The organism is Kurthia zopfii, assembly GCF_003143955.1.
GTDB classification, from domain to species: domain Bacteria; phylum Bacillota; class Bacilli; order Bacillales_A; family Planococcaceae; genus Kurthia; species Kurthia zopfii.
On the sequence record NZ_QFVS01000009.1, the window covers coordinates 1 to 21,040 of the forward strand.

Consider the following 21,040-nt stretch of genomic DNA (forward strand, 5'->3'; position numbering starts at 1 on the left):
TAGCTCGGTCAAATAAGAGAAACCGCTGCAAGTAAAGAAATACACTTGCAAGTACGCTCTATTCCCAAGAAGCTCCCACTTCAAGCGTGAAGAACCGCAAGGTTTAGCTAAGTGGCGAGTAGTTCACTTTGTAAGTGTAATGGTTTAATTGTAAATAAGAGGAAAGTACCTTTTTGAAAATGGCTGTAATAATAAAAAAAATTTCCAAATAACGATTAATTGTTTAATTGGGTGTATTTTTATTAAAAAAACGAAGAAACAACCGACTTTCGTACATTAAATTTATTACATTCACTTCAAAATTTCTGTAATTAGTGGTGGAAAGTGGATGAATGTGGTACATTAATTTCAGACAGTGGGGTGATTGTATGTTTATGGGCGAGTATCAACATAATATTGATACGAAAGGTCGTTTAATAATTCCGGCTAAGTTCCGTGAACATATGATGGCCGGATTCGTTATAACTAGAGGGCTAGACGATTGTTTATTTGGTTATCCGATGGCAGAATGGGAAAAGCTTGAACAAAAACTCAAACAGCTACCACTTACAAAGCGTGATAACCGCGCTTTCACACGTTTTTTCTTTTCAGGAGCAACAGAAGTTGACCTTGATAAGTCGGGGCGTATTAACATACCAAATAACTTACTTTCCTTTGCGAAAATTGAGAAGGAATGTGTCATTTTGGGTGTATCTAACCGCATTGAAATATGGGATCAAGCAAAGTGGCAAAGCTATTACGAGGATTCTACTGAATCTTTTGCTGATTTAGCCGAAAATATGTTTGATAGTAATATTGATTTTTAAGAAATATGGAGGACTGAATGATGTTCAATCACACAACAGTATTATTAAAGGAAACAGTCGATGAATTGAACGTTCGTCCGGATGGGATTTATGTGGATTGTACTCTTGGGGGAGCAGGTCATAGTGAGTATCTTGTTCAACAACTGAATGAGGGCGGTCGTTTAATTTGTTTTGACCAAGACACAACTGCAATTGAAAATGCAAAAGTAAAATTAGCGCCTTATATTGATCGCGTGACATTTATTCATTCGAACTTCCGTAATCTAAAAAGCGAACTAGCTTTAATTGGAATTACAGAAGTTGATGGTATTTTATACGATTTAGGGGTTTCTTCCCCACAATTAGATAATGCAGAAAGAGGATTCAGCTATCACCAAGATGCACCTCTTGATATGCGAATGGACCAAACAGCTTTACTGACAGCTTTTGATGTAATAAATGATTGGGATTATTCGGATTTAGTACGTATTTTCTATCGATATGGTGAAGAGAAATTCTCTAAACAAGTAGCCCGCAAAATTGAAGCAGCTCGTGAAGTCGCTCCAATCGAAACAACTGGACATCTAGTAGAATTAATTAAAGAAGGTATTCCTGCAGCAGCTCGCCGTAAAGGTGGCCATCCAGCAAAACGCATTTTCCAAGCAGTCAGAATTGCGGTAAATGATGAGCTAGGAGTAGCAGAAGAATCATTACAACAAGCTTTAGAAATCATTAATATCGGAGGAAGAGTAAGTGTTATAACATTCCACTCTTTAGAAGACCGACTTACGAAAACAATTTTCAAAGAAGTATCATCATTACCAGACTTACCACCAGGTTTACCAATTATTCCGGATCACTTACAGCCGAAGTATAAATTAGTAAATCGAAAACCAATTCTACCTTCAGAAGAAGAGTTAGAAGTGAATAACCGTTCGAGATCAGCAAAACTAAGAGTAATCGAAAAAATTAAGGAATAGTTAGGAGTGAGATAATGGCAATCCCACAATATAGACCTCAAAGAGACTATACTCGTCAAGTTCAACCTGAAATTCAACAACCAACTAACCCAGCTGGAAGTCCTTCGAAAAAAGTAAGAAAACGCGAATGGACGAAAGGTGAAAAAATAATTTTGGCTAGCATGATAACGGTGATTGCTGTTATTGCGATTCTAAGTTTATCTGTTCAATCGAAAATCGCCACTACTTCAGCAACTGTGGATGAAACGAATGTAAAAATCGCCACAATCCAAAAAGAAAATGAAAACTTGTCAAACGAAGTTGCAGAAAAATCTACTTATGAGAGATTTGTGAAAAAAGCGAAAGAACTTGGGCTGACTCCGAATGCTGACAACATTAAGGCTGTGTCAAAAGAATGACAAAGAAGATAAAAGTAAGAAATACAGGAGCCCTTGTGATGTTAGCGATATTTGGGCTCCTGTTTTTGGTGATGTTTTTTAGGATTTTGTATATTCAAGTCACTGGATCAGTCCACGGGCATGATTTAGTGAAAGAAGCTGAAGCTAAATTTAATAAAACCCAAGTAGAACAAGCAGAAAGAGGAAGTATATTAGACGCAAATGGTGTGCCAATCGTAACGAATACTGCGAGTTATGATTTATTCGCGGTTGTTTCGCCTGAAGCATCTGCAGGTACAAAACAGAAATTACATGTGAGTGATCCTAACCGAACTGCAACTATATTATCGAAGTATATTAATATGCCTAAAAAAGATATATTAAATAAACTGAAGATGAAAAAACCGGATGGATCACCTTACTATCAAGTTGAATTTGGAGCTGTCGGAAAAAATCTATCGCATAGTCAAATGCAGAAAATTGCTGATGAGGAATTGCCAGGGATTAACTTTACTGAAACGACGCAAAGATTTTATCCAAATGGCATGTTCGCTTCGAATATTATTGGATTTTCACAAAGAACTGAAAATGAAGGAATCGTTGAAATTGTTGGTAAAAGCGGTTTAGAAAAAACATTCAATAAAGAACTTTCAGGTGAAAACGGTGAAGTTAATTTTAGTAAAGATAAATGGGGGTATATATTCCCAGGTACTGAAAAAATGATTACACCACCAAAAGACGGTGACAATATTTACTTAACACTCGATAAAACAATCCAAAATATTTTGGAAAGTGAAGTCAGTAAAGTAGATGCAGAATACAAGCCGAAGTCGATTGTAGCGGTTGTAGCAGATCCGAAAACAGGGAAGATTCTAGCGTCAACGCAACGACCAACTTTTAACTCTCAAAAAAATGAGGGAATGAATACAAGTTGGTTAAATCGATTAACTGAAACGACAATCGAACCAGGTTCTACAATGAAGGCCTTCACTTTAGCAACAGCTATTGAAAAAGGTGTATGGGATCCGAATGCCACATTTATGTCAGGGCAATATACAGTGGGTGGTCGTACGATTCGAGATGCCAATCAAGTAGGATGGGGAAGAATTTCTTATTTAGAAGCAATTCAACGTTCATCAAATGTTGGGATGGCGAACTTACTTGAAAGAATCGGGGATGAAAACTTCCTGAATTCTATCGCTAAATTTGGTTTTGGTGAGAAGACAGGCATTGATTTACCAGGTGAAGCAACTGGTAAAATATTAGACCAATATAAGATTAATACCGTAACTACTACATATGGACAAGGGTCGACTGTGACACCAATTCAATTAATTCAAGCGTTTAGTGCTATTGCGAATAACGGTGAAATGATGAAACCATATGTGATTAACAAAATCGTTGATCCTAATACCGGTAAAGTATTGAAAAATAATAAACCGGAAGCAGTAGGACAACCGATTTCAGCAGAAACAGCAAAAGAAGTTAGAGATATTTTAGCGACGACAATAACTTCGCCTAAAGGGACAGCAAGAAACTTTGCAAGCCAAGAATACGAAGTATCTGGTAAAACAGGTACGGCGCAAATTCCGAATAATAAAGGCGGCTATGATTGGGGTAAGGGGAAATTCCTTTATTCATTTATCGGAATGGCTCCGCAAAAAGATCCTCAATTAGTTATGTATGTTGCAGTTGAAAAACCGAATTTAAAAGGGACAGAGTATGGTTCTGAACCAGTTTCGAAAATATTTAATGCTGTAATGGAAAGTAGCTTAAAGTATATGAATGTCGAAACGGATATGAGTCAAGTTCCACAAAAAGAACCAATCGATTCTTATTTAGGTGAGAAAACGACAGACATCGTCAAAGAATTAACAGGGCAAAAATATGAGCCGATTGTCGTTGGTTCGGAAGGTAAAATTACCGACCAATTCCCGAAAAAAGGTTCAGTTGTTTTAGAGAAGGGGAAAATCCTCTTGAAAACTAAGGGCGCAGTAATTCTACCTGACTTTAAAGGCTGGTCATTGCGAGATGTCTTGAAATACAAAGAACTAAGCGGCATCAATATGAAAGTGGTTGGTGACGGATATGTAAGCAAACAATCCGTTCCAGCAGGAGTGACATTGAAAAAGAATGACGCAGTTCAGATCACACTTAAAACACCAAAAGAGCAATATAGTAAGAAGAAATAGTTAGATATTTACCCGAAAGTGTTCCACTTTTGGGTAAATATTATAATTCACAAGTCTATTCTGAAAAAAATTGAACTTTCGTGTCGTTTGACCTTTAAATTTCAATTTGAAACTACTATGATAGTACTTGTACTTAAACGTAATTAAAGGAGAATCATCATGACAATTTCAATGGTGCTACTAACAATTTTTGCAGCATTACTATTATCTGCGGTAATTGGACCGGTAGCAATCCCACTATTAAGACGTATGAAATTCGGACAAAGCATTCGTGAAGAAGGCCCGAAATCTCATATGAAAAAACAAGGAACACCGACAATGGGTGGCGTAATCTTTTTATTCTCAATCATCATCTCTACGATGGCGATGAGCATGTATTATACGCAACTTAGTGTCTACTCAATCGTTTTATTAATCGTACTATTAGGTTTTGGTATGGTCGGATTTTTAGACGATGGTTTGAAAATCATTTTCAAAAGAAATTTAGGTCTTACTTCAATCCAAAAATTAATCGCTCAAATTGTTATTTCGGTTGTTGCGTACTTACTTTTAAAAGGCGCAGGATTTGATAATCATTTATCAATTCCATATACAGACATTGAATTTAACTTAGGTTATTTCTATGTGATTTTCATTGTTTTTTGGTTAGTAGGATTCTCAAATGCAGTGAATTTAACAGATGGATTAGACGGTCTAGTTTCGGGAACAGGTGCAGTTGCATTCGCAGCATTCGGTATTATTGCCTATGTTCAAAATCAGCCGGATGTCGCAATATTCTCGTTCGCAGTAACGGGTGCATTACTAGGTTTCTTAATCTTTAATATTAACCCTGCCAAAGTATTTATGGGTGATACAGGTTCATTAGCATTAGGTGGCGCATTAGGTATGGTATCAATTGCGACACACCAAGAACTATTACTACTTCTAATCGGTTTAGTATTCGTAGTAGAAACTGCTTCAGTAATGCTTCAAGTAGGTAGCTTCAAAATTAGAAAAAAACGTATTTTCAAAATGGCACCAATACATCACCACTTTGAACTTTCAGGCTGGTCTGAATGGCGTGTAGTTATTACATTCTGGTTAGTGGGAATTATTTGTGCTTTAGCAGCAGTATTACCGGAGGTCCTATAGGATGAAAATGATCGAATCAATGAAGGATAAAAAAGTATTAGTATTAGGTTTAGCGAAAAGTGGAGTTGCTGCAGCAGAACTTCTACACAAGCTAGGTGCATTTGTAACTGTTAATGATGCAAAACCCTTTGAGGACAATAAAGAGGCTCAAACACTACTTCACCAAGGAATTACAGTGATTTGTGGTCATCACCCTGAAGATTTACTCGACGACGGCTTTGAACTCGTAGTAAAAAACCCGGGTATTCCTTATACAAATCCAATAGTAGCGGATGCAATTTCTCGTGAAATTCCAGTTTGGACGGAAGTGGAACTAGCATATCTCGTTAGTGAAGCGCCAATGATTGGTATAACTGGTTCAAATGGTAAAACTACCACTACATCCTTATTGTTCGATGTTTTAAAAGAAGGTAGTAAAAAACCTTTGATTGCTGGAAATATTGGAACGGTAGCGTGTGGCGTTACTGCTGATGCTTCTGCCGATGAATTAGTCGTAACTGAACTTTCATCATTCCAATTGATGGGGACTGAATCATTCAAACCGCATATTGCGATTTGGACGAATTTATTTGAAGCTCATATTGATTATCATGGCAGTATGGAAGAATATGCGAAAGCAAAATTCAAAGTAACAGAAAACCAAACAGCCGAAGATTATTTAATTTATAATGCAGATCAAAAAATTGTAGCTGATTTCGCGCAACAATCGAAAGCAAAATTAATTCCATTTTCATCTAATGGAAGATTAGCTGAAGGGATTAGCGCGGATGATACACAAATTTATTGGATGGGTGAACCGTACTTAGAACAGTCGGTCATCGCATTACCTGGTAAGCATAATTTAGAAAATGTCTTATGTGCTGTTGCGACGGCTATTTTAGTAGATTGTCCAAAAGATGCCATCATCAAAGTACTAAAAATATTCACTGGTGTGAAACATCGCACGCAATTTATTGGTGAATTTAATCAAGTGAAATTTTATAACGACTCAAAAGCAACGAATACACTAGCGACTAAAAGTGCGATTTCAGCATTCAGCACGCCGTTAATTTTATTGGCGGGTGGTTTAGATCGTGGTCATTCATTTGAGGCGTTACGACCATATATGAGTCATGTAAAAGTTGTTGTCGCTTCTGGAGAAACTGCTGAGCGATTTGCTGAATTTGCACGTTCATGTGGAGTGAAAACAGTTGTTTTAGCAGATGATATGACAGATGCAGTTCCAAAAGCATTTGAATTATCAGAAGCGGGTGACACGATTTTACTATCACCTTCATGTGCAAGTTGGGATCAGTACCCAAGCTTTGAAAAACGTGGAGATTTATTTATCGAGGCATTCGAAGCTTTACAAAAATAGTATTAAGGAAGTGAGACGATGCAAAAGGTAATTGAGATTAAAGAGCGTAGTTCAACGTTAATCGAACGTAGAAAGAAAAAGCAAAAACGTAATTTTATCATTTTACTCGTTCTATTAGGCATCGTCTTAATGTTCCTCCTCTATTTTCAAACACCTTTCAGCCATATTGGCAAAATTAATGTGGATGGGCAGAAAATTGAAACGGAGGAATACTACATAAAACATAGTGGATTATCGACTGGTGACTCATTTTGGCGATTCGACCCGAAAGAAGTGCAGAATCGATTGAAAAATCAACCAACTGTAAAAAGTGTAACGGTAGAACGTTCATGGCTGAATGAGGTTAATATTCAAATCAAAGAAAACAAGCATATGGCAATATTAAAAACCGGCGATCGTTACAATTATGTTTTAGAAAACGGCGAATTATTATCATCTCGCACAACAGTAAATCAAACGAACCTTCCTATTTTACTTGATATGCCTGATCGAAAGTTTAGAACGAAATTGGTGAAACAATTGAAAAGATTAGATGCAGATATTCTCTTGATGATCTCTCAAATAGAGAAACCTAAAAATACAACGAATAGTAATTTAGTTCAATTGTATATGAGCGATGGTTTTGAAGTGAAAGTGAATGTCACGAATCTAGCGAGTAAACTGCAGTATTATCCTTCCATTGTGGCGCAATTAGGCTCTGAGAAAAAAGGTGTAATCAACCTAGAAATCGGAGGTTATTACAACACTTTTAAATTAGAGTATAAATAACTTGAAATTGTAATAAAGACGTTAATATCTTTTTTTTAATAAATATGGAATAATAAAGACATACCTTTATGAAACTTTTTTTCAAAAGATGTGTAAAAATTTACAATTATGGGTATAACAAAAGACTACTACTATTATCGTATGTGTTTATAAGAGTGATGGTCAGATCTAATCAAAGCGTTTTTTGATTAATTCAATTTAGTTGGAAGAAAATCACAAATTACTTAGACAAATATAGCAATATACAATAAAATAGTTAAAAAGAGAAAAATAAGGGGGTGCCGTAAATTGAATCAGCCTGAATTATATGTAGCGCTAGACCTAGGTTCAAACTCAGTGAAATGTGTCATCGGAGAAGTAGCAGATGAAAACACAATCCACGTAATTGGAGTTGGAGTTGAGAATTCTAGTGGAATTAATAAAGGTAATATTGTAAATATCGACGCAACAGTTGCTTCAATCAAAAGGGCAGTAGCAAAAGCAGAACGTATGATGGGTATGACTGTTAATAAAGTAATTTTAGGAATTCCCGCAAATCAAAGTTCAATCCAAGATGTAAAAGGTGTAGTCGCGGTTAACGGTGATTCACGTGAAATCTCTGATGATGACTTAGATCGCGTATTGGAATCGGCAGCAACTATGCTTAATTCACCGGATCACGAAGTCGTGAACCAAATTCCAAAGAAATTTACAGTCGATAATTTAACGGATATTAAAGACCCTCGTGGCATGCTTGGTATTCGTTTAGAAGTTGATTCAACGTTAATTTCAAGTAGTAAAACAGTTCTACATAACATATTACGATGTGTTGAACGCGCCGGTCTGGATGTTCAACAAATTTATTTAAAAGCGATGACTTCAGGTAACTTTGCACTAACGGATGACGAAAAATCTCGTGGCACAATGTTACTAGATATGGGTGCAGAATCAACAACTTTATCAGTCTTTAAAGAGGATATCTTAACAAATGTTGCGATGATCCCACTTGGTGGCGATAACCTTGTGAAAGATTTATCGGGGGTATTAAAAATCGATACTTCTCAAGCGAGAGAGTTACTTTATGATTATGGACGCGCATATTGTGACGAGAAGATGATCAAAGAAGGACTTACTGTACCAGTTGTAGGAATCGACTTTAAAGAGCAATTCGCTTTAAGTTACATCGTTGATATATTACAAGATCGTCTTTCAGAAATCTTCAACCTAGTTCTTGATGAATTGTATAATCAAGGTGTAGAAGACTTACCGGGAGGCATTGTTTTAACTGGTGGTGTCGCTAATCTTGATGGCATTCAAAAGTTTGCGAACGAACACTTTAATTCCCGAGTTCGTATTGCTTCTCCTACGCAAATGGGTGCGCGCAATCCAGAATTAACTGGTGCTATTGGCGTAATCCAATACGCGTTTGTGGAAGGAATGTTCTATGGCGAATTCAGTGATGAAGCACCATTAGAACCAATTCAACAAGGTAATAATAATTATAATGATAAGCGTACGAAAATGGATCAAGATCAATCAGAAGAACCAAAGCAAGGTGTTATGGTGAAATTGAAGGATATGTTTAATCGATTTATTGATTAATAACTATAAAAATTCTACGCATTAGTGCAAATAGAGGAGGAAATGACATGTTAGAATTTGATACAAATGATGATGCGTTAGCAGTAATTAAAGTAATTGGTGTCGGTGGAGGCGGTAACAACGCAGTAAACCGCATGATTGAACATGGTGTACAAGGTGTAGAATTTATCGCAGTAAATACGGACGCACAGGCATTAAAACTATCAAGTGCTGAATTAACTTTACAAATTGGTGGCAAATCTACACGTGGTTTAGGTGCAGGTGCTAATCCTGAAGTAGGTAAAAAAGCAGCAGAAGAAAGTAAAGAACAATTAGAAGAAGCTCTTGCTGGAGCAGATATGGTATTCGTAACTGCAGGTATGGGTGGAGGTACTGGTACTGGTGCAGCTCCTGTAATCGCTCAAATCGCTCGTGATTTAGGCGCATTAACAGTAGGTGTAGTAACTCGTCCATTTACTTTTGAAGGTCGTAAACGTCAATCTCAAGCCTTAGCGGGTACTGAAGCTATGAAAGCTGCAGTAGATACATTGATCGTTATTCCAAATGACCGCCTTCTTGAAATCGTTGATAAGAGTACACCAATGCTTGAAGCATTCCGTGAAGCAGATAATGTTTTACGTCAAGGTGTTCAAGGGATCTCTGATTTAATCGCAGTTCCTGGTCTAATCAACTTAGATTTTGCTGACGTAAAAACAATTATGTCTAACAAAGGTTCTGCACTTATGGGTATTGGTATTGCATCTGGTGAAACTCGTGCTGTTGAAGCGGCTAAAAAAGCCATTTCAAGTCCATTACTTGAAACTTCAATTACAGGAGCTAAAGGTGTTCTGATGAACATCACAGGTGGTTCAAGCCTAAGCTTATTTGAAGTACAAGAGGCAGCTGATATCGTTTCAACAGCTTCTGATGAAGAAGTAAACATCATCTTTGGTTCTGTAATCAATGAAGACCTGAAAGATGAAATCGTTGTAACAGTTATCGCAACTGACTTTAATGAGGAATCGCATTCAATGGATCCACGTCAACAACGTAACACAATGAACTCAGCGCCACGTCAGCAAGCAGCGCCTGTTCAACAACAAGCACCTCAACAACAACAAGTTCAACATGTGCAACAAGAAGAAGTAGCACAACCTGTTTCAGAGGATAACTATGAAATTCCTGCGTTTTTACGTAATCGTAAAAACAGACGATAATCTATTTTCACTATCGAAGCCAATAAATGTTGTGAAAACGACGTTTGTTGGCTTTCTTTTATAAATATGACAATTTGAATGAAGCTTCCTCTATATATTGAAAGTTCAAGCATAGCTTGATACAATGAGAAAACAAGTATCTTTGAAAAGTTGGGAAAAATTATGAAATCTGTTAAAGAAAATTTAATTAGTATACAACATAATGTTGACCGAGCGCTAAAAGTAGCAGGACGTAATCCACAGTCGTTGAATTTAATTGCAGTCACAAAACAAGTAACGATTGAACGTACGAAAGAAGTTCTTCAAAATGAATTGCTTCATATTGGTGAAAATCGTCCAGAAGGACTGTTGGCAAAATATGATGCAATCGGAAATGAAGCAACTTGGCACTATATTGGTTCACTTCAAACGCGTAAAGTACGACAAGTTATTAATAATATTGACTACTTACACTCTTTAGATCGACTAAGTCTTGCAGAAGAAATCGAAAAAAGAGCAGAACAGCCTGTGAAATGTTTTGTACAAGTGAATGTTTCTGAAGAAGAAGCAAAACACGGCCTTTCAACTGCGGATGCGATTGCTTTTATCGAGAATTTGCATGATTTTAGTAAGATTCAAGTAGTTGGACTTATGACGATGGCGCCTAATACTGATGATGAAGCGATCATTCGAGCAACATTTAAAGGTTTGAAAAAATTACAACAACAAGTCGCTGCGCTTAAATTGCCATTTGCACCTTGCGAAGAATTATCAATGGGTATGTCAAATGATTATGAAATTGCGATTGAAGAAGGTGCAACTTTTGTAAGAATCGGTACAGCACTAGTTGGAGATGAAGGAAGTGTTTCGTAATGAAAGTGAAAAATATTTTTAAAGACTTTTTCTATTTAGAAGATGATGAAGATGAATCAGTAGCATCAACTCAAGAACAAAAGCCTGCCAATGCGAAATCGCAAAAACCTCAATCTCAAAAGAAGTCAATGGTAGTGGAGCAAGAACAATTCAATGCTAGACAACCAATGGCGACACCTATGAAACAAAGAAATCCGATGCCGCGCAAGAAACAACAAGCACCAGCAGTCGTTGAAAATGAGTATTCTGCTTCAAATGTTGTGAGTTTCTCGCAAAAGACATCTAAACTAGTATTATTTGAACCATTTACATTTGCTGAAACACAGGATATTGGTGATTGCTTAAAAAATAAGCGAGCAGCAGTTGTTAACTTGCAACGAATTGATAAAATTCAAGGTAAACGTGTGATTGATTTCTTATCTGGAGCAATTTTTGCGCTGAATGGCGATATTAAACAAATTGGGACAGATATATTCTTATGTACGCCAGAAAATGTAGAAATTGATGGGGATATTTCGACTCTACATTTTGAATAATTATTTTTAAGGAGATTTACTATGATTACAGTAATCGTATATTATGCGCTACAAGCTTATACATATGCCATTATCGGCTATGTACTGATGTCGTGGATTCCTTCACTTCAAACATCGGCAGTAGGCGTGTTCTTATCTAAAATTGTAGAGCCGTACTTAGGGTTCTTCAAACGTTTTATTCCACCAATCGGTATGATTGATATTTCACCAATCGTAGCCATTTTCGCGTTGCAATTCATTACACGCGGTGCTATGACGGTGCTTGGAACTCTTGGTATTTAATAACTAGTTGTCTTTCAGTAATTCAGGATCATCTTTGTATGAAACTTACTTCTGTATAGGCAACTTCTTTTCATTTAGGAGGATTTTTTTGAAAGATTTAATGCAACATTTTCGTCCAGAGGAACAATCATTCATCACACATTTATTGACGATGATTGAAGAAGTTAGGCAGCAATATGCTCCGAAGTTGACGGGTTTTCTTGATCCGAGACAAGTGATGATCGCGCAATCGATTATCGGGGAGAATGGTGATGTAAAAGTAGCATCTGAAGGTGTTTTTCAACAAGCAGAGAGAAAACGACTACTTTTATTTCCAGATTACTATGAACCAACGCGTGAGGATTTCGATTTAGTCTGTTATGAATTACGCTATCCATCAAAATTTATTCAGTTAAAGCATCCGGATGTACTCGGTTCTATTTTAGCAATAGGTTTAGAACGTTCGAAATTCGGGGATATTAGAGTTGATGACAAAAAAATCCAATTTATTGTAGCTGCAGAAGTTTCTAATTATGTGCGGGCAAATTTAACAGCAATTAATAAAGTGAAAGTGAATTTAACCGATGTTACTAGTAATGAAGATTTTATTTTGTCAGAAGATCATTGGGTAGAACAATTTGATACAGTCAGTTCACTTCGCTTAGATACAGTTTTGGCTAGTGCCTTAAAAATATCTAGACAAAAATCGAGCTTACTTATTCAATCAGGTCATGTGAAAGTTAATTTCCGCTTGACCGAAAACAGCTCATTTGAAGTGGGAGAAGCAGATCTCCTTTCCATTAGAGGTTTTGGTCGATTATCGATTAAATCAATCGAAGGTAGGACGAAAAAAGATAAAATCCGCATTATTTTCAGTAAACTAGAAAGAAAATCCTAAAATTCATTGATTTTTGACATTTGTAGATGAACAAATTTCAAATGAAAGGTATAATAAACCTAAATTAACTAAAGAAGCGAAGGAGAGGAAATCATGCCAATTTCACCAATTGATATACATAATAAGGAATTCAACCGTGGATTCAGAGGGTATAATGAAGATGAGGTAAATGAATTTTTACAGCAACTAATGGAAGACTATAAAAATGTGTTAGATGAAAAAATGAATCTTGAAAATCGTATTACATCGATGCACGAGCAACTAGGTCACTACAATTCATTAGAGGACACTCTTCAAAAATCAATCGTTGTTGCACAAGAAGCAGCAGAGGAAGTTCGTCGTAACTCTCAAAAAGAAGCAAAACTAATTGTTAAAGAAGCCGAGAAGAATGCGGATCGTATTGTCAATGAAGCATTGTCGAAAGCTCGCCGTATTGCGATGGAAATCGAAGAGCTTAAAAAACAATCTAAAGTATTTAGAAATCGCTTCAAAATGATTGTAGAAGCACAGCTTGATCTAATCGAAAACGATGATTGGGATCATTTAATGGAATATGAGGCAGATACTGCTGAATTAGAACATTTGAATTTACCACAAGGTTAAGAACAACTACTTGACGAAGTGCTATAGTTTTCCTATAATAAATCAAGCACACTCGATTTTAGTCGAGTATATTGAATAAAAAGTAATGATAGAGACAGTAATTTATAACAAGCTGATTAGCGATTCGAGGATAGTGGAAGCTCGAACAGTGAATTATAAATGAAAATCACTCTTGAACTAGATTACTGAACTTTAGTAAGTAATCTCGGCAGCACACCGTTAACAGTGTTCTAAGAGGCATTTTATTTTTGAATGCAACTAGGGTGGTACCGCGAGAATACTCCTCCTCGTCCCTTTGGGATGGGGAGTTTTTTTATTTCCTGGGAAATACTCTTGAAATAAGCTACAAATACGTATGAAATTAGAGGAGGAATTATCAATATGGAATACAAAAATACATTATTGATGCCAAAAACAGATTTCCCAATGCGCGGAAATTTACCGAACAATGAACCGAAAATGCAAGAGAAATGGAACGACATGGACATTAACCAAATGGTTCTTGATCGTAACAAAGATAAAACGCCATATATCTTACATGATGGACCTCCATATGCGAATGGTGAGCTTCACATGGGCCACGCACTAAATAAAGTATTAAAAGATATGATCAACCGTCATCGTTCAATGACTGGTTACTTTGCTCCTTATGTTCCAGGTTGGGATACGCATGGTTTACCAATCGAACATGCTTTAACGAAAAAAGGACATGATCGTAAAAAAATGTCTGTAGCTGAATTCCGTGAATTATGTATGGAATATGCTTATGAGCAAGTTGGAATCCAACGTGAACAATTCCGCCGTATCGGTGTTCGTGGTGATTGGGCAAACCCATATATCACTTTAAAACCTGAATTCGAAGCGCATCAAATCGGTGTATTCGGTCGTATGGCTGAAAAAGGCTATATCTATAAAGGTTTAAAACCAGTTTACTGGTCTCCATCAAGTGAGTCTGCATTAGCAGAAGCAGAGATTGAATATGCTGATGTAAAATCACCTTCAATCTATGTGGCATTCGCTGTTGAAGATGGTAAAAATGTAGTAACACAAGATGAGAGTTTTGTAATCTGGACAACAACACCATGGACAATCCCAGCAAACTTAGGGATCTCTGTAAATCCTGAATATAAATATGTAGTTGTAAAAGTAGAAGATAAAAAATATATCGTAGCAAAAGGTTTACTTGAAACGGTATCTGAAAAATTAGGTTGGGAAAACCCAGTTGTGGATCGTGAAATCAATGGTACTGATTTAGAACACGTTACAGCGAAACATCCATTATTCGATCGTACTTCATTAGTAATGCTTGGCGATCACGTAACACTTGATGCAGGTACTGGTTGTGTTCATACAGCGACTGGTCATGGTGAGGACGATTACCAAATCGGTAAACGCTATGGTTTAGAAGTACTTTCAGTTGTTGATCACAAAGGTGTTATGACAGAAGATACTGGTGAATTCGCTGGTCTATTCTATGACAAAGCAAATAAACCTGTTTGTGAAAAATTAGAAGAAGTTGGCGCATTACTTAGCCTAACATTCTTTGAACACTCATACCCACATGACTGGCGTACGAAAAAACCGGTAATCTACCGTGCAACTCCTCAATGGTTCGCTTCAATCGAAAGCTTCCGTGAAGAGTTATTACAAGCAATCCGTGATACGAACTTCACACCTGTATGGGGTGAAACGCGTCTATTCAATATGATTCGTGACCGTGGTGACTGGTGTATCTCTCGTCAACGTGCATGGGGGGTTCCAATCCCAGTATTTTACGCTGAAAATGATGAGCCAATCTTAAACCCTGAAATCATCAGCCATGTACAAGGATTATTCCGTGAACACGGTTCAAATATCTGGTTCCAAAAATCAGCAAAAGAATTATTACCTGAAGGCTATACACACCCTGGTTCTCCAAATGGTGAATTCACTAAAGAAACTGACATCATGGACGTATGGTTCGATTCAGGTTCAACTCACCAAGGTGTATTAGCTGAACGACCTGAATTACGCTACCCAGCTGATTTATATCTTGAAGGTTCTGACCAATACCGTGGTTGGTTCAACTCATCATTAATCACTTCTGTAGCGATCAATGGTCATGCACCATACAAAGGTTTACTGTCACACGGTTTCGTTTTAGATGGCGAAGGTCGTAAAATGTCTAAATCAATTGGTAATACAATCCTTCCTTCTAAAGTAATGAACCAATATGGCGCTGATATCTTACGTCTATGGGTTTCATCAGTAGATTATACGGCAGATGTTCGTATGTCGATGGACGTATTAAAACAAGTTTCAGAAGTTTACCGTAAAGTTCGTAATACACTTAAATTCTTACACGGTAACTTACATGACTTCAACCGTAAAACGGACTATGTAGCATATGAAGATTTACGAGAAGTCGATCAATATATGTTCATGAAATTACAAAACTTCATCAAAACAGCTCATAATGCATTTGAATCTTATGAGTTTGCAAATGTTTATAAAGCAATGAACAACTTCATCTCTTCAGATCTAAGTTCATTCTACTTAGATATCGCGAAAGATGTGGTATATATCGAAGGTCATGACAACCATGATCGTCGTGCAATGCAATCGGTAATCGCTGATACACTTGATGCATTACTAAAAGTATTATCACCAATCATCCCTCATACAACGGATGAAATGTGGTCTTACTTAGCTGATACTGAAGTGCCATCTGTTCAGTTAACAGATATGCCTGAAGCGGTTGAAAAAGAAAACTTTGCTACATTAGAAGAGAAATGGTCTCGTATCATGGATGTTCGTACGGTTATCTTAAAAGGTTTAGAAGAAGCGCGTAATGCGAAAGTAATCGGTAAATCACTTGAAGCGAAAGTTATTGTGTTCAGCAATGAGCAAACAGTAGCGTTATTAAATGATGCTGCAATCAACTTTGCACAATTGAATATCGTTTCTAAATTTGAAGTTGGTGGATTAGTTGCGGAAGCGCCTGCTGATGCACTAGTTCAAGAAGATATCGCAGTAGTAGTTACAAAAGCTGAAGGTGAGAAATGTGAGCGTTGCTGGACAATCTCTGAAACAGTAGGTTCAAATGAAACACATTCAACTCTATGCGCGCACTGTGCTGAAGTTGTTGAAGAATACTACGCTGACGTAGAATAATTTTCTACCGAGTAGAAGGAGGAATTGCTTTCGAGCAGTTCCTCTTTTTTATTCAGTCCAGATGTAAATCAATCGAATCGTTAATAGCTATCTGCTTTTCGTTTTATAACTATTGTTTTGTTATTGATGCCTTCCAAAAAGAGTTGGTATCGATCGATAAAAGAGGACTCTAGTAAAGCATTGTTAATCTTTTAATCCTGGAATAATCATGTAGCAGAGTCCGCCCTTCTTCCGCTTAAGATGTATAAAGGAATTGGTAAAACTGTGCTTTTTTTGCCCTTTTTTCACATAGTTCAATATTGAAAGAATTAACGAGGACTCCTGCCGAAAAACAAGTGTGAAGCAATCCTTTCTTTGTCTAGCAAATTTACGCTATATGCTATGGGATACTTCAGGTTTTCGGGACCTTCCCAGGTTTAGTGGTGTCTAGCTTGTTCCACTACTCTCTTTGAGTCACTTCGAAAACTCGGGGAAAAGTGGTGGAGCTTTTACTTTTCCTTCGTTTCCTCCAGTGCTCTCGAGAGTCCCGAGTGGAAACGCTTTTCGATTTTACTGTTCCTTCGAATTCTCCAGATCTTCCGCATATGAACGAGCGTTTTGCACTTTTCGATTTTTGTCTAGCTCCGGTGGCTTATCTCTTTGAGTCACTTCGAAAACTCGGACGAAAGTGGTGGGGCGCTTACTTTCGTTTCGTTTTCTGCAGTGCTCTCGAGATAAACGAGCCACTTCCACTTTTCTATTTTTGTCATATCTTTTTTAATAGATGTTTTTCAATCGAACTGGCTATATGGTAAAATAACTATCATGCTGTATAAAACGGAGGACATACTGTGTTTAAATATTATTTAATAGCAATACTTGTCATTATATTGGATCAGCTGACAAAATGGCGTATTGTTGAAACGATGGACGTCGGCGAAGAAATCACAATTTGGGATCCGTACTTATCTCTATATTCGCATCGTAACGGTGGTGCTGCATGGGGAATGTTACAAGGACAAATGTGGCTATTTGCAATCATTACAATTGTGGTCATTATCGGAATCATTTATTATTTCCACAAAGAAGGTAAGGGAAAACCTTTATTCCAAGCAAGTTTAATGATGTTACTAGGTGGTGCAATCGGTAACTTTATCGATCGCGTATTACAAGGTGAAGTTGTCGACTTTGTAAGTGTACTAATTCCGGTAATTAACTATAATTTCCCGATATTCAATATTGCTGATGCAGCACTAACATTAGGTGTGATCACGCTAATAATTTATATTCTTTTCTTCGAAGGAAAAGAACAGAAAAAGGTGAAGTAATGACAGAACAATTTATTATGACAGAAGAACACAAAGGCCAAAGAATTGACAAAGTACTTGGCGCATTACAAGATCAATGGTCTCGTAATCAAGTACAGAGCTTTATCGATGATGGTCATTTATTAGTAAATGGTGGAACAGTGAAGAAAACATACAAGCTAAAAGCTGAAGATGTAATTACAGTAACGCCTCCAGAACCAGAACCATTAGAAATTTTAGCAGAAGATTTACAACTTGAAATCGTCTATGAAGATGCGGATGTATTAGTTGTGAATAAACCAAAAGGTATGGTCGTTCACCCGGCTCCAGGTCATACTACAGGTACTTTAGTGAATGGTCTTATGCATCAAGTAACTGATTTATCAGGAATCAATGGTGTTATGCGTCCTGGTATTGTACACCGTATCGATAAAGATACATCTGGTTTATTAATGGTTGCTAAAAATGATGTAGCGCACGAATCATTAGTACAACAATTAGTTGATAAAACGGTAACGCGTCGTTATACAGCGCTTGTACACGGTCACATCCCTCACGATAAAGGTACAGTTGATGCACCAATCGGTCGCGATAAAAAAGATCGTCAAAAAATGGGCGTTGTGGATACTGGTAAGCTTGCAGTGACACATTTCCAAGTATTAAAACGTTACGGAATTGATTACACACTTGTGCAATGCCGTCTTGAAACAGGTCGTACGCACCAAATTCGTGTGCATATGAACTATATCAACTACCCATTAGTTGGCGATCCTAAATACGGACCGAAGAAAACAATGAATATTGGTGGCCAAGCATTACACGCAGGTGTATTAGGTTTTGTACATCCTCGTACGAACGAGTATATGGAATTCGAAGCACCAATGCCTGCAGAGTTCACTGCCCTTCTTGAAGAAGTAAAATCAAACTACGAAGATTAATTTTCGAAAAGCTATTGACACTTTAAGTCATAACGTACTATACTGATGTCAGTGAAATCTTAATATTCACCTTTAAAGACAGTCCAGAGAGGCTGAAAAGGATGCGAAGAATGTAGGATTACTGTATTCAATTACAGTGTATTTGACATATCTATAAGTATACCTATACCCTCTCGAGCGACTATGCTCGGGAGTTTTTTTATGCCAACAAAGAAGGAGGCGGACAATTTGACGAAAAAAGCAACACTTTTAGATCCAGCAGGAATGAATCGTGCTTTAACACGAATCGCACATGAAATCATCGAGCGAAACGAAGGAATTGACGAGGTCATCTTAGTAGGGATTAAAACAAGAGGCGCTTACTTAGCGAAGCGACTTGCACTGAAAATTAATGCAATCGAGAAGAAAGAAATTCGTGCTGGTGAGTTAGACATCTCACTTTACAGAGACGATCTTTCAGCAAAAACAGCGAACGGCGAAGCACTTGTGAAACAAGTCGACATTACAGACGATGTAACGAATCAAAAAATCGTCCTAGTAGATGACGTACTTTACACAGGTAGAACGGTTCGAGCAGCAATGGATGCTGTAATGGATATCGGTCGACCTTCTCAAATCCAACTTGCAGTATTAGTCGACAGAGGACATCGTGAACTGCCGATTCGAGCAGACTTCGTAGGGAAGAACATCCCAACAGCGAGTAACGAGAGAATCGTCGTAAGCATGACGGAAGTTGATGACGAAGATCAAGTAGGTATTTACGAATAGTAAGAAGAATGTGAGGACATTATAGATATGACAAATACAGTTTTAGATATTCACGACAAGCCAAAAGCTGGCCAACTGATCACACTAAGTTTACAACATATGTTTGCAATGTTTGGCTCAACAATTTTAGTACCAACACTTACAGGATTATCACCGGCAATCGCGTTACTAACGAGCGGAATTGCAACCCTAGTATTCTTACTTGTAACGAGATTTCAAGTACCTGCTTACTTAGGTTCATCATTCGCCTTCATCGCGCCGATTATCGTAGCATCTGAAGCTACTGGCCCAGGAGGAGCAATGCTTGGCGCCATGCTAGTCGGTGTCACATACGGGATAGTATCCTTACTAATCTGGAAAACAGGTTATAAATGGATTATGCGACTTCTACCACCGATTGTGGTTGCACCAGTAATCATGGTCATCGGTTTAGGATTAGCTGTAACAGCAGTAAACATGGCAATGTACGAAAATGCAAACTCTGCTAATCAGATTTACCATGCTTCATATTTTGTACTAGCATTAGTCACTTTAGGCATCGCGATTGTGTTCAACAACTTTTTCAAAGGCGTGTTAAGCACAATGCCAATCTTGCTTGGTATGATCGGCGGTTACATCGCAGCGATTATTTCAGACTTAGTATTCAAAACGAGCTTCATTAATTTCCAACCGATTATGGATGCGAAATTTTTCGAAGTACCGAACTTCTTAATTCCAGGAATTGATTACGACTTCACTTTCACAACGAAAATTGCATTAGCAATGGTGCCGATCGTCATCGTAACGATCTCAGAACATATCGGACATCAGTTAGTGCTAGGAAAAGTAGTCAAACGTAACTTCATTAAAACACCAGGTCTTAACCGCTCTTTACTAGGTGATGGACTAGGAACATTAATCTCAGCATTCATCGGTGGCCCACCGAAGACAACATACGGCGAGAATATCGGCGTACTTGTACTAACGAGAGTATTCAGTGTTTGGGTAATCGGTGGTGCAGCAGTATTCGCCATCATCCTAGCATTCTCAGGAACATTAATGGCAATCGTCGGCTCGATTCCAACACCAGTACTTGGAGGCGTATCGATTCTACTATTCGGAATTATTGCTTCATCTGGTTTAAGAATGTTAGTCGAAAACAAAATTGACTTCGATCACAATCGTAACTTAGTCATCGCTTCAGTCATCTTGATTTTAGGAATCGGCGGAGGAAAATTATTCTTCAGCGAAACTTTCTCAATCGAAGGTATGGCGTTAGCAGCAATTGTCGGTGTCATCTTAAACTTTGTACTTCCAGGTAAGGCGCAGCCGGATCTAGAATTACAAGCAGAAGAAGATCGTGAAAAACTACAACAATAAAAAATAGATTTACCTTTTA

At 37.4% G+C, this 21,040-nt stretch carries 19 protein-coding genes and 1 other annotated feature; all 19 genes read left to right on the forward strand.

Annotation, left to right across the window (positions count from 1 at the left end; all coding sequences use genetic code 11):
* Window positions 1-368: 368 nt before the first annotated feature.
* Window positions 369-806 carry a division/cell wall cluster transcriptional repressor MraZ gene (gene mraZ / locus DF281_RS05020; protein WP_109349234.1) on the forward strand — a complete coding sequence of 146 codons (438 nt, stop codon included), beginning with the start codon at window positions 369-371 and terminating at the stop codon, window positions 804-806.
* 20 nt (window positions 807-826) lie between these two features.
* On the forward strand, window positions 827-1,765 hold the full coding sequence (rsmH, locus tag DF281_RS05025) for a 16S rRNA (cytosine(1402)-N(4))-methyltransferase RsmH (protein WP_109349157.1): 939 nt from the start codon (window positions 827-829) through the stop codon (window positions 1,763-1,765).
* Between the two features lie 14 nt (window positions 1,766-1,779).
* Window positions 1,780-2,163 carry a cell division protein FtsL gene (gene ftsL2, locus DF281_RS05030; protein WP_109349158.1) on the forward strand — a complete coding sequence of 128 codons (384 nt, stop codon included), beginning with the start codon at window positions 1,780-1,782 and terminating at the stop codon, window positions 2,161-2,163.
* A gap of 86 nt (window positions 2,164-2,249) precedes the next feature.
* Window positions 2,250-4,334 carry a penicillin-binding protein gene (locus DF281_RS05035; RefSeq protein WP_240605516.1) on the forward strand — a complete coding sequence of 695 codons (2,085 nt, stop codon included), beginning with the start codon at window positions 2,250-2,252 and terminating at the stop codon, window positions 4,332-4,334.
* A 159-nt stretch (window positions 4,335-4,493) separates the two neighbouring features.
* Window positions 4,494-5,465, forward strand: coding sequence for a phospho-N-acetylmuramoyl-pentapeptide-transferase (gene mraY, locus DF281_RS05040; protein ID WP_109349160.1), 972 nt, complete (start codon window positions 4,494-4,496; stop codon window positions 5,463-5,465).
* 1 nt (window position 5,466) lies between these two features.
* The gene (gene murD, locus DF281_RS05045; protein ID WP_109349161.1) at window positions 5,467-6,822 is read left to right on the forward strand and encodes a UDP-N-acetylmuramoyl-L-alanine--D-glutamate ligase; all 1,356 of its coding nucleotides are present in this window, start codon (window positions 5,467-5,469) and stop codon (window positions 6,820-6,822) included.
* 18 nt (window positions 6,823-6,840) lie between these two features.
* Complete coding sequence (locus DF281_RS05050) at window positions 6,841-7,590, forward strand: cell division protein FtsQ/DivIB (RefSeq protein ID WP_109349162.1); 750 nt, start codon at window positions 6,841-6,843, stop codon at window positions 7,588-7,590.
* Between the two features lie 288 nt (window positions 7,591-7,878).
* Window positions 7,879-9,171, forward strand: a complete 1,293-nt coding sequence (gene ftsA / locus DF281_RS05055; RefSeq protein WP_109349163.1) for a cell division protein FtsA — start codon at window positions 7,879-7,881, stop codon at window positions 9,169-9,171.
* 47 nt (window positions 9,172-9,218) lie between these two features.
* The gene (ftsZ, locus tag DF281_RS05060; RefSeq protein ID WP_109349164.1) at window positions 9,219-10,367 is read left to right on the forward strand and encodes a cell division protein FtsZ; all 1,149 of its coding nucleotides are present in this window, start codon (window positions 9,219-9,221) and stop codon (window positions 10,365-10,367) included.
* Between the two features lie 162 nt (window positions 10,368-10,529).
* Window positions 10,530-11,219, forward strand: coding sequence for a YggS family pyridoxal phosphate-dependent enzyme (locus tag DF281_RS05065; protein WP_109349165.1), 690 nt, complete (start codon window positions 10,530-10,532; stop codon window positions 11,217-11,219).
* Window positions 11,219-11,755, forward strand: a complete 537-nt coding sequence (locus DF281_RS05070; protein WP_109349166.1) for a cell division protein SepF — start codon at window positions 11,219-11,221, stop codon at window positions 11,753-11,755. Before DF281_RS05065 ends, DF281_RS05070 begins: the two co-directional genes overlap by 1 nt.
* Window positions 11,756-11,776: 21 nt before the next feature.
* Window positions 11,777-12,037 carry a YggT family protein gene (locus tag DF281_RS05075; protein ID WP_109349167.1) on the forward strand — a complete coding sequence of 87 codons (261 nt, stop codon included), beginning with the start codon at window positions 11,777-11,779 and terminating at the stop codon, window positions 12,035-12,037.
* A gap of 88 nt (window positions 12,038-12,125) precedes the next feature.
* Window positions 12,126-12,914 (forward strand): YlmH family RNA-binding protein, encoded by a 789-nt coding sequence (locus DF281_RS05080; RefSeq protein WP_109349168.1) that lies wholly within the window; start codon window positions 12,126-12,128, stop codon window positions 12,912-12,914.
* A 93-nt stretch (window positions 12,915-13,007) separates the two neighbouring features.
* On the forward strand, window positions 13,008-13,517 hold the full coding sequence (locus DF281_RS05085; protein ID WP_109349169.1) for a DivIVA domain-containing protein: 510 nt from the start codon (window positions 13,008-13,010) through the stop codon (window positions 13,515-13,517).
* A 76-nt stretch (window positions 13,518-13,593) separates the two neighbouring features.
* Window positions 13,594-13,815: a binding site (T-box leader), on the forward strand.
* 83 nt (window positions 13,816-13,898) lie between these two features.
* Window positions 13,899-16,670 carry an isoleucine--tRNA ligase gene (gene ileS / locus DF281_RS05090; protein ID WP_109349170.1) on the forward strand — a complete coding sequence of 924 codons (2,772 nt, stop codon included), beginning with the start codon at window positions 13,899-13,901 and terminating at the stop codon, window positions 16,668-16,670.
* A gap of 830 nt (window positions 16,671-17,500) precedes the next feature.
* A complete protein-coding gene (gene lspA / locus DF281_RS05095) occupies window positions 17,501-17,977 on the forward strand; it encodes a signal peptidase II (RefSeq protein WP_109349171.1) in 477 nt (158 codons plus the stop codon).
* Window positions 17,977-18,894, forward strand: a complete 918-nt coding sequence (locus tag DF281_RS05100) for an RluA family pseudouridine synthase (RefSeq protein ID WP_109349172.1) — start codon at window positions 17,977-17,979, stop codon at window positions 18,892-18,894. The genes lspA and DF281_RS05100 overlap by 1 nt, the downstream gene beginning before the upstream one ends.
* A gap of 201 nt (window positions 18,895-19,095) precedes the next feature.
* A complete protein-coding gene (gene pyrR / locus DF281_RS05105; protein WP_109349173.1) occupies window positions 19,096-19,662 on the forward strand; it encodes a bifunctional pyr operon transcriptional regulator/uracil phosphoribosyltransferase PyrR in 567 nt (188 codons plus the stop codon).
* A gap of 27 nt (window positions 19,663-19,689) precedes the next feature.
* A complete protein-coding gene (locus DF281_RS05110) occupies window positions 19,690-21,021 on the forward strand; it encodes a uracil-xanthine permease family protein (protein ID WP_109349174.1) in 1,332 nt (443 codons plus the stop codon).
* Window positions 21,022-21,040: the final 19 nt, after the last annotated feature.